At 41.2% G+C, this 7,225-nt stretch carries 7 protein-coding genes and 2 pseudogenes; 2 read left to right on the top strand and 7 right to left on the bottom strand.

Annotated features, from left to right (window positions below; all coding sequences use genetic code 11):
- Positions 1-368, bottom strand: a pseudogene (locus IM456_RS13340) (transposase); the annotation flags it as partial.
- A gap of 454 nt (positions 369-822) precedes the next feature.
- Between IM456_RS13340 and IM456_RS13335 the strand changes: the two are divergent.
- Entirely contained in the window at positions 823-2,013 is a 1,191-nt protein-coding gene (locus IM456_RS13335) for a ScyD/ScyE family protein (protein ID WP_287694412.1), read from the top strand.
- A gap of 868 nt (positions 2,014-2,881) precedes the next feature.
- Positions 2,882-3,831, top strand: a protein-coding gene (locus IM456_RS13330; RefSeq protein WP_149987035.1) for an IS630-like element ISMae26 family transposase whose coding sequence is annotated in 2 segments (ribosomal slippage) — positions 2,882-3,224 and positions 3,224-3,831 — 951 coding nt in all. Because the reading frame shifts where the segments join, the coding sequence is not laid out codon by codon here.
- Positions 3,832-3,844: 13 nt separating this feature from the next.
- Here IM456_RS13330 and IM456_RS13325 read toward each other — a convergent pair.
- The 6 genes and pseudogenes from IM456_RS13325 to IM456_RS13300 all read right to left on the bottom strand — a co-directional run.
- A pseudogene (locus IM456_RS13325) lies at positions 3,845-3,973 on the bottom strand (IS1634 family transposase N-terminal domain-related protein); the annotation flags it as partial.
- A 147-nt stretch (positions 3,974-4,120) separates the two neighbouring features.
- Positions 4,121-4,276: a hypothetical protein gene (locus tag IM456_RS13320; protein WP_172970520.1), complete on the bottom strand. Its 156-nt coding sequence runs from the start codon at positions 4,274-4,276 to the stop codon at positions 4,121-4,123.
- Positions 4,249-4,794, bottom strand: a complete 546-nt coding sequence (locus IM456_RS13315; protein ID WP_287694416.1) for an NUDIX hydrolase — start codon at positions 4,792-4,794, stop codon at positions 4,249-4,251. The genes IM456_RS13320 and IM456_RS13315 overlap by 28 nt, the downstream gene beginning before the upstream one ends.
- 229 nt (positions 4,795-5,023) lie before the next feature.
- The gene (locus IM456_RS13310) at positions 5,024-5,848 is read right to left on the bottom strand and encodes a hypothetical protein (protein WP_287694420.1); all 825 of its coding nucleotides are present in this window, start codon (positions 5,846-5,848) and stop codon (positions 5,024-5,026) included.
- A 146-nt stretch (positions 5,849-5,994) separates the two neighbouring features.
- Positions 5,995-6,189, bottom strand: a complete 195-nt coding sequence (locus IM456_RS13305) for a hypothetical protein (RefSeq protein WP_149987038.1) — start codon at positions 6,187-6,189, stop codon at positions 5,995-5,997.
- 443 nt (positions 6,190-6,632) lie between these two features.
- Complete coding sequence (locus IM456_RS13300; RefSeq protein WP_149987039.1) at positions 6,633-6,950, bottom strand: hypothetical protein; 318 nt, start codon at positions 6,948-6,950, stop codon at positions 6,633-6,635.
- Positions 6,951-7,225 lie beyond the last annotated feature (275 nt).

Genomic DNA, 7,225 nt, shown 5'->3' with positions numbered 1-7,225 from the left:
AAATGCCATTCCACATAATAAGCCAACATACATAAAAAGATCTGGGCTTTGACTCTATCACCCTTATAATGATAGATAGGACGTACCTTTAAATCAATTGACTTATAACAGCGAAATGCCTCCTCCACTTGAGATAAACTTGTATAGGCTTTAACCGTCGTCGCTGCATCCATCAAGGTTGACTCCACAGAAGTTCTTAACACATACACACCGTCCAATGCCGTTTCTTGAGCGATTAATTCCAGCTGACGCTGATAGGAAAAACTTTCTGACCTTATCTCTAGGTTATAGTATTTATTGACTTTAAACCGATTAATGACCTTGCCCACTCTCAAAGCTATCTTATCTTGAGCTTTTAAGGCTCTTCTGCGTCAAAACCGCAATGTCTTGGAATTTATGACCGAGGCGATCCGCACCTCTAGGAAGGGCAGCGCTTCTCCTTCTCTGCTGCCCCAAGAGAGTCCTTCCACAGAGTCAATGCTACTGGCTGCTTGACCCCCCCCCTGAACGTTTACGAATTATGTCACTTTACCCATAAAATAGCCCAGAATAGCTCGCGCCAACGCAGGGACTTGACTTTGGCAATTCCCTGGCGGGTAGTGATTCGGTAGTAGTGGTGAGCTATCTTGCTTATCTAGACTGAGTCGTGTAGAATATTTACTAATAAAACCTGAGTTCGGGATAAAGGTGGAAGGATTGATGCTGCTTTTAAGTAGAAGAACAAGATACAGCCTTTTTTAGATGTTAATTTTTGTAGCTAGATTCCCTATCGGGACTAACCTAGGTAAGATAGTCTGATGATTAGTAACTTGGCAGTAAGGTATGAATAACAAAAAGTTAACCCTCACCCTAGCTCTCACAGTTGGTTTTGTTAGCCCAACCGCTCCGATATTAGCCACTAATATTTCTACCACCGTTCTCGCAAGCGGTTTAAATAATCCTCGGGGCATGACCTTCGGTCCTGATGGCCAGCTTTATATCGCCCAAGCAGGAAGAGGTGGTAACGGAACTTGTATTGTGACAGGTCAAAGTCAAGTTTGCTCTGGACTAACTAGCACAATCGCTCGTTTGAATACAACCACGGGAGCAACGGAGGACTTGATCGATAATTTACCGTCCTTGGCTCAACAACCATCAGGCAATGAAGGTACTGGTCTTCAAGACCTTTACTTCGACCAATCAGGGCAGCTATTCGGTATTATCGGTTTGGGAACCCATCCAGATGTTAGAGATAATACTTTAGGTGTTCCTGCCTTTGGCCAAGCAATTGCCATAAACTTATCTGGAACACCTAGTTGGTCACTAAAAGCAGATTTAGCCAATTTTGAGAGAGATAATAATCCTGATGGGGGTGAAGTTGATAGTAATCCCTACTCCCTCGTTGTGCAAAATGGTGTTATTTATGCCACCGATGCGGGGGGAAATTCCTTGCTCAGAGTTGATGGCAACGGGGATATAACAGCGATCGCTGCTTTTCCTGTTCGCTTAGTTACACCACCGCCTTTTATTCCTAACTTACCGAATCCTTTTCCTATGCAAGCTGTACCCACAGGGATGGCTATTGGTCCGGACAATCAACTCTATATCGGGCAACTTACTGGATTTCCTTTTCCCGTTGGTGGGGCTAATGTTTATCGGTTTAATGGCACCAATTTAGAAGAATTTGCGACAGGTTTTACTAATATCATTGATCTTGCTTTCGCCCCCGATGGTAGTTTATATGTTCTAGAATATGCTAGTAATTTTCTGGCAGGAGATTTTAGCGGTCAGCTTTGGAGAATAGCACCTAATGGGACTCGTCAAAGTATTTTAGACGAGGGTTTATCCTTTCCCACGGGTTTAGCAATTGGGGATGATGGAGCTATCTATGTTGCCAATCAAGGCTTTGCGGGCGGACAGGGGCAAATTTTAAAGATAACTTCAACCCCAGAAATGACCTCGGCGATCGCTTTAGGAGTTACTGCACTAACGGGTTTACGATTACGCCCTAAAAAAAAGTCAACTTCTTCGTAACCGTTCAGGGGGGGACGAAATCTGGTAATCTGAGAGATATGGATGAAAAGCAGCTACTGAAGATACTAGGAATTGGCGCAGAGGATTGGGTCAGACCAACCTACCGCCAGCGTCAGACAGCTAGTAGTGCAGTTAGTCTTAAAGGTAGAACGGATAGAACAGCTTGAGCAACTGCTCAAAGAATTGCTGGACTTCCCCGTTGACAAAGGGCCATAACCTGTGCTGTAGGAGGGATTAAGAGAATTTCCGCCAGCCGGTTACTGGCTACAAATCAGGGAAGCCCCCAATAAATCTAACGCATGATTGTTGTAGGGAAGTCGGTCGAGTTATCTTAGGGTTTGCTGAAAAAGTTTATTGGTGGGGTTAAGTGGGTAGGTGGAATTAAATATAAGATGAACGTAGGTTGGGTTGAAGCATGAAACCCAACGCCCGATTATGTTACGCTACCGCTAACCCATCCTACAAATAATTGTGCCTCCCTACTTAGGAGTCAGGAGTCAGGAGTCAGTAGCCGGTCGTCGGGAGGGGAAGTCAGAATAACAGAATGACCTCGCAGGTCTGGAAGCGGAACCCTTCGAAATCGAAGAGCGAAAGTGCAAGGGTTTTGAGTCCCTCGGATCGATTTCTCAACCTTTGTTTCTTGCACTTTTTTGGCTAAAAAAGTCCCGAAACCATAATCGTCTCTAAAATAGCCATCACATGACCATGAGGAAGACTTCTAATCACTTCAAAATGAGCGGGAATGCCTTCAGTCATTGACAGTGTTGCCCCTTTGAGAGCCAGTTTCAAATTGTCGATATAGCAATTCTTGGAGCTATGAGGTACAATGGAAAGCAAATAGACAAATAATAGAACTTACCAGCTTCCTATGAGACCCTATTCCGTAGATTTTCGCCAAAAAATTATCGATGTCTGGAAGAAAGAAAAAATTTCCATTCGAGGACTAGCCCAGAGATTTGACGTGGCTAAAAGCTTTATTCAGAAGTTATTGAAGCAACATAAAGAAACAGGAGATATCCGTCCTCGTCCGCAAGGGGGAAGTCCGCCAACCAAGTTAAATAGTGAACAACTGATAATTTTAATAGAAATCATCGAAGCTAACAATGATGCAACTCTCGAAGAATTATCGGACTTACTGTATGAAAAGACACAGGTGAAAGTCAGTAGAGCCACCCTGGGGCGGCTTACGCAAAAACTCAATTACAGTTTCAAAAAAAAACACTACACGCGGCGGAAAAAGAAAGTGACAGGGTACAGCAAAAAAGAGTGGAATACTGGTCAGAAGTTCGGGAAATTGAGGTATCAAAACTAATTTTCATCGATGAATCGGCGGTAAAATTAGCCCTTTTGAGACTCTATGCTAGATCCTTAATTGGCCGAAGAGATCGGGGAAGAAAACCACAAAAAAGAGGGAGAAATATTTCAATAATTAGTGCTATAAGCTTAGAAAAAGTTGTCGCATCAGTCAACATATACGGTGCAGTGGATGCGGTAACATTTGAAGGATTTATTCTAAAGGAAGTGCTGCCAAAAATTAAAGAAGGAGACTGTCTGATCATGGATAAAGCCAAGATTCATCTAGGAGAAATGGTCAGAGAAATAATCGAACAAGAAAAAGCTAGACTCATCTATTTACCTCCTTATTCTCCCGAATTCTCTCCCATTGAAAACTTTTGGTCAAAAGTGAAAGCGACGTTAAGAAAACTGAAGGCGAGAACTTACAAAGACTTAATAGAAGGGATTGAATTGGCTATGTTAGAAGTTACTCAAAAAGATATTCGCAATTGGTTTACTCACTGTTGCTACTGTACCTCATAAGTCAGAGAATTGCTATAATATCATCGGGTAATTTTGAGAGGTTGGCGAGGGTTCTTTTTTTGACTTGATCTCCTTCTCGATAGGAATCAGGTCGAAGAACGGCGGGAGGGGAATTACGGTTAGGAACTTTTTCTATATACATGACTACCATTCTAGCAAATCGAGAGAATTCTTGTCCATTAAGAAATGTTACAAATTACATGGGTACATTAAGAAAAGTTAACGGGTGCATCCATTGATGGATAAGGGTTTTCGGCTATTATGGTATGTATGTATGGGGTAACTCCAGCTATAACCTTCTTCCATCGATGGAACCCCATAACTCGATCGCCACCGATTTCATCTCGTCATCGATGAGACAGAACCCGATAACTCGATCGCCCCCGTATCTAATTTTTACTAGGGGATAATTTTTTACTACCCTTCGATTTGTTTTAACCACCATTCCAGCAGGACGGTGCGGCACTGCAAACAGGTGAGGGAATCGAGCAAATCCTTGACTCCGATCGCATTAGCTGGATAGGTCAATAGTTCGCTGGTAGATAGGCCGCCGTCGATATCGGCACTAAAACCGTAAAGTTTCTGGTTGGAAAAGGAGCTATTTACTGCCCAACCCTCGCTGTTTAGGGGAGTTAATCGGGTTACTGCCGTCGCTTCAATTCCTAATTCTCGTTTTAGAGTCATTAACGCCGCCTCGCGATGGTCTTGCCCCTCGGAAATCCGACCACCGGGGAAATCGAGGGTTATTTTTCCCAGTCCGGGGCGATAACTGGGAGCGGGCAGCAGTATCATCGAGTTTTGAACGGGCAGAACGATGACGGAATCAGCTTTTTCAACCCGCCAGTATTCTAATAGTTGTCCTCGATCGTCTTGCAGGTGTTCCCCGATCAGGGTCATCCAATGAGAACGAAGTTCTAAAAAGCGATCGTTTACTGGCCATGCCGGACCCGATAGTTGTTGCATTTTTAACCTACTGGACTGACACAGCTAAAATAAATAAATCTCAGATTATGACCCTATCAAATAGTCAGATCGCTTCCTCATTATCGCTCTATCTCGCTATTCCGGTTTATTAACTATTCCTAACACATTCAGTCCAGAACGTTCTGGTTATTGTCCTCAAGCAACTGATTAAGGCGAGTTTGGAGGGTCTGGGTGGAGTTGTCGATGTAGTCGGGGATGGGCATGATTATTAACAGTCTTTCATCCAGATTTCAGCCCAAGATGGATCTGATAAATAAGCTATGTGAGTTATTCCGAACAGTCGATCCATAAAAAAACATTGAATAGGAAACTCATGGGACTCGAATTTTTCTGAATTGCTTATTGACGGAATCGGCGTTTCCGCTCCTAGCCAGTCTTGCTTCGAGTAGTAGTCATACCATTTTGAAACAACTTGGTTATTGAGACATTTGCTAATTTCTTCTTTAATCCATGTAGAACGATAAGAAAGCAGCTTTAGATTTCCTCCTAAAATAATATAATTTAAAGTTTTTTGGGAACGATAATCGGCTAGAAAATCAGTCCCAACGACCGACCCAAAACTATGAGCCAAAATTGTTACTTTGTCGTAATTATCGAGAATGTCATCGGTAATTTTTTTTAGCCTAGAACGAATTTTATTTCTTAAGGCAATCCCTCCAATATTACCTAAATATCTTTTGATAAAATAAGCTTGGTCTATCATCTTATCTAAAGAAATAGCACCCACAAAAGATAGAACAATTCCTATAAATATAAATATAGTCCAGTTATCTAAGACTTGTACAATTGCATCAGTATATTGATGCCAATCTTTGGGAATTGGTTGTCCAAGTATATTATCTTTTTCTGCTATATCTTTTATGACTGTTACGACAATTCCATAATACCAAAATACTAATGCAAATAAAGATGTTGTCAATCCTATAATTAAAGAAGGAACTTCAAAAAAAGCTATCCATATAGAAGAAAATAGCCAATATATGTAAGGATTCAGGTCATACAAAAAGCAGTCAAACCCATGCTGTGTAAGCATTTAGGCGAATTATGGCAAAATCCTCATTCTCATTAAGAAACGCTGAAAGCCTTAATTTTCGTGCTTATTGAGAATGAAACTGTTAGTTTAGCGAGTTCTGAGATTTTATAAGCCGCTCTGTGACTGCATTTGAGGCACCTGAATCCTTACCAATATATTAAAAGAGAACTTCCCTCCAGTAATTTTGCTCTTAAATCTTTACTGCTTAATTTTTCCTCAGCAATGATGTCGAGCCAAAAAGCTTCATAGATGTGAATTTCTTTTAATAAATCTTTTCCCGAATAGATTCCAAATTTTTTACCAGTATGACCAGGAATACTTACATCACCTATTGATTTCAAGTTTAGCCGCTCTTGATTTTCAAGTCCTTCGCTCAGAATATCAAAATAATATCCCTTTTATTCATGGAATAATCCAGGTATGAAAATTACAGTTTCGTTAGGAATTGCATTATTTGTTAAAATATTGTTTTCTGCGACTTGCATAATAAAATTTACTCTCCCCTAATAATCTTTATTTCCTCATCGGTTAGCCCCTACAAATGAGCAACCCTATCATCAATCTCCGCTTCCCACTTTATCACACCGACCCCTTTGGCAGCAAGACATTTCTGCACTAGGGATTCGATAGCGAGGCAGTCCAGGGGCGGGGATAAATTTGTTTCAAAACCCATCTTAATTTTATTGTTTTACCTAATAGTTTGGAGCAAGTCGATTTTAACCCAAAGATTACTTGCCGAACACGAGAAATGAACTATGGGGATAAAGTAAAATTGTACAGAAATTTAATCAAGGTTTTTTTGAATTTCATCTAAAGCCTTGATTACTTCCAGTGATTTACAGAGCCTGTATTCCCAAGTGCCGAAGCGACCGTCAGCGTTAACCGCCCTACACCAGCGTTCCGCGCCCGCCTTCTTTTCCTCCGTACCATCGTATCGATACCCTTTTGTCTCGAAGATAAGATAGCGGGGTTCTGTGGATTTCAATCGGATAATAAAATCTGGATAGTATTCACGTTCTTGACCGTTATAGAGATAGGGAATCGAGAAATTTAGCCGCTCGTTTTTTACAAAACCCGTATTTCTCACAAAAAGTGCGATCACCAACCCCAGAAGCTTTACAGAATGAGGGTTTGAACAGAGCGCTCGCCTCGAAGTACAAACGACAGTGTGTTGACCTTCCAAGACTTAAAATCATTATCAATTAGACGTTAGGAAAAAGAAGCAATTGATTACCAGGTAATGATTCGGTAGTAGTGGCGTAGCCCTCTTGCTTACCTGGTATGAATTGTGTAAAATATTTATTAATAAAAATAATTGGAACCCGATCAGTCTTTAAACCTCTAGCTTGATCATGACTTTTCTGATAAATATCTTTT

The sequence above is a fragment of the Microcystis sp. M079S1 genome, assembly GCF_020246425.1.
Taxonomy (GTDB): Bacteria; Cyanobacteriota; Cyanobacteriia; order Cyanobacteriales; family Microcystaceae; genus Microcystis; species Microcystis aeruginosa.
Note: the sequence above shows the minus strand (reverse complement) of the source record. Positions and strands in the feature narration are given on the sequence as shown.

What these genes read in the sequence shown, in the direction of transcription:
- IM456_RS13315 (WP_287694416.1), bottom strand. Translation starts at nt 4,794, where the DNA reads ATGCAACAACTATCGGGTCCGGCATGGCCAGTAAACGATCGCTTTTTA.
- IM456_RS13320 (WP_172970520.1), bottom strand. Translation starts at nt 4,276, where the DNA reads ATGGTGGTTAAAACAAATCGAAGGGTAGTAAAAAATTATCCCCTAGTA.
- IM456_RS13335 (WP_287694412.1), top strand. Translation starts at nt 823, where the DNA reads ATGAATAACAAAAAGTTAACCCTCACCCTAGCTCTCACAGTTGGTTTT.
- IM456_RS13310 (WP_287694420.1), bottom strand. Translation starts at nt 5,848, where the DNA reads ATGCTTACACAGCATGGGTTTGACTGCTTTTTGTATGACCTGAATCCT.